The following is a 2,135-nucleotide window of genomic DNA, read 5'->3' as shown; positions in this document are numbered from 1 at the left end:
CGACCAGGATGCGCGCGTCGGCGGCCGCGCCGCGGATGGCCTCCAGGTCGGCGGTCATCTCGGTGGGGTGGTGCGCGTACGAGTCGATGACCTGCACGCCCGCCGCCTCGCCCTTGAGCTGGAGGCGGCGGCCTACGCCGGTGTAGGAGCCGAGGGCCTCGGCGAGGCCGGCGGCCGGGACCCCGGCGGCGATACCGGCGGCGAGGGCCGCGACGGCGTTGTGGGCGTAGTGGCGGCCGGGGACGGACACGCCGAAGGAGAGTTCGGAGCCGTCGGCGAGGCGTACGGCGACGGTGCTGGTCAGGCCGTGCGGCCGCACGTCCAGGACGCGGATGTCCGAGCCCGCGGACTCCCCGTAGGTGACGATGCGCAGATCGAGGTCGTCCCGCTCGCGCAGCCGGGCGGTGAGGACGCGGGCGCCGTCCTGGTCGGCGTTGACGATCAGGGTGCCGCCGGGCCGCACGGCGGCGGTGAAGATCTCGAAGGACTCGTAGATCTCCTCCAGCGAGGCGTAGTTGGCGTGGTGGTCCAGCTCGACGTTGAGGATGACCGCGACCTCGGGGGTGTAGCGGTGGAAGCTGCGGTCGGACTCGTCGGCCTCGGCGACGAACAGCTCGCCCTTGCCGTGGTGGGCGTTGGAGCCGGGGCCGTCCAGGTCGCCGCCGATGGCGTACGAGGGGTGCAGGCCCATGGTGCCGAGGGCGACGGCGAGCATCGAGGTGGTGGTGGTCTTGCCGTGGGTGCCGGCCACGGCGATGGCGCGGCTGCCGGTCATCAGGGCGGCGAGCGCCTCGGAGCGGTGGACCACCGGGATGCCCTGGAGGCGGGCGGCGGCCAGCTCCGGGTTGTCGGCGCGGATGGCGCTGGAGATGACCACACAGCTGGTGCCGTCCGCGAGGTGGGCGGCGTCGTGCCCGATCCGTACGGTGGCACCCAGGTCGCGCAGCGCGGCGGCGGTGGCCGAGTCGCGGAAGTCGCTGCCGGCCACGAGGGCGCCGCGCTGGGTGAGGATCTTGGCGATGCCCGACATGCCCGCACCGCCGATGCCGATGAAGTGGGGCCGTTCCATGGCGGGCGGGATCGCCGGTGTCATGCGTGTGTCTCCCTCGTCCCTGGTCGGACCGGGTGCCCGGGGGCCGCCGGCCTGGTCTGCGCTGCCGGTCGATTGTCGCACCCCGGTACGCGGGGGCCGCACCGCGCGGGTCACTCCGCGTGGGCGAAGAGTTTGAGGACCGGCACATCGACCTTGTGCCGGGCGCGGGAGGCCCAGTCCCGGTGGAAGAACTCCTCCACCAGGTGCGGGGCGGTGAGCACGATGACCTCGTCGGCCGAGGTCTCGGCGACGACGGCGGTGAGCAGTTCCAGCGGGTGCTGGTCCACCAGCTGTCCCACCGCGTGGGCGCCGGTCTGCCGGAGCGCGGCGACGGAGTGGTCCAGGGCGCGCTGGGCGGGTTCGCGGGCGGCCTCGTCCTCGGATTCGCCGGCTTCCCGCCCGGCCTCGGCGAATTCCCCGAGGGCCACGTCGTCGAGGGCGCGCAGCAGCCGGTCCTGGTCGCCGCGCGGCTGCATGAGGACGATGAAGGACATCTCCTCGTCGCCGTGCAGGGTGGTGACGAGTTCGACGTCCGTGGGCACCAGCGGCTTTTCGATCATGAGGATGCTCGTGAACATGGTCAGCGCCCTTCTTCGCGGCCGGGCCCGGCCCGGTGCAGCAGAAACCATCCTTCCCCGTGGACACACGGGGTGTCGCGCCATCAGTCTGCCCACATCAGGATAAGCGGAACGTTCCATTCCGCCGATTGTCAGACCCTTTGATACCGCCCGAACAGAAAACCGGATTCCTCCAGCAGCGAGGTCAGCGCCAGCTCCCGCGGCACCCGCACCCCGGGGCCGCTCATCACCCGGCCGGCGGTGCCCACCACGTACCGCGGCGCCGTGGTCAGACACAGTTCGTCCAGCACGCCCGCCTCGGCGAAGGCCCCCAGCAGCCGGGGCCCGCCCTCGGTCAGCAGCCGGGTGTGCCCGCGCTCCACCAGTTCCGCCTTCACCCGCGCCGGGTCCACCTCGGCGCCCTCCCCCACCGTGATCACCTCGGCACCGGCCGCCCGGGCGGCCTCCAGCCCGTGCCGCAGGGC

General features: G+C 73.0%; 3 protein-coding genes. All 3 read right to left on the bottom strand.

Translation table 11 applies throughout. The features are described 5' to 3' along the window. On the bottom strand, window positions 1-1,093 hold a 1,093-nt coding region (gene murC, locus ACFV5N_RS27350), incomplete at its 3' end, for a UDP-N-acetylmuramate--L-alanine ligase (protein ID WP_385605082.1). A gap of 110 nt (window positions 1,094-1,203) precedes the next feature. Next, window positions 1,204-1,671, bottom strand: coding sequence for an indole-3-glycerol phosphate synthase (locus ACFV5N_RS27345; RefSeq protein WP_385605079.1), 468 nt, complete (start codon window positions 1,669-1,671; stop codon window positions 1,204-1,206). A 131-nt stretch (window positions 1,672-1,802) separates the two neighbouring features. Then, the coding region (locus tag ACFV5N_RS27340; protein ID WP_385605077.1) for a dihydrofolate reductase family protein at window positions 1,803-2,135 on the bottom strand (333 nt) is incomplete at its 5' end.

Source organism: Streptomyces sp. NPDC059853 (assembly GCF_042731495.1).
GTDB lineage: Bacteria > Actinomycetota > Actinomycetes > Streptomycetales > Streptomycetaceae > Streptomyces.
The sequence above is the reverse complement of the archived record's forward strand: the minus strand, read 5'-3'. Positions and strand labels throughout refer to the sequence as shown.

Bases quoted from the DNA above. Each gene is read 5' to 3' on its own strand.
- ACFV5N_RS27345 (WP_385605079.1), bottom strand. From the start codon at position 1,671: ATGTTCACGAGCATCCTCATGATCGAAAAGCCGCTGGTGCCCACGGAC.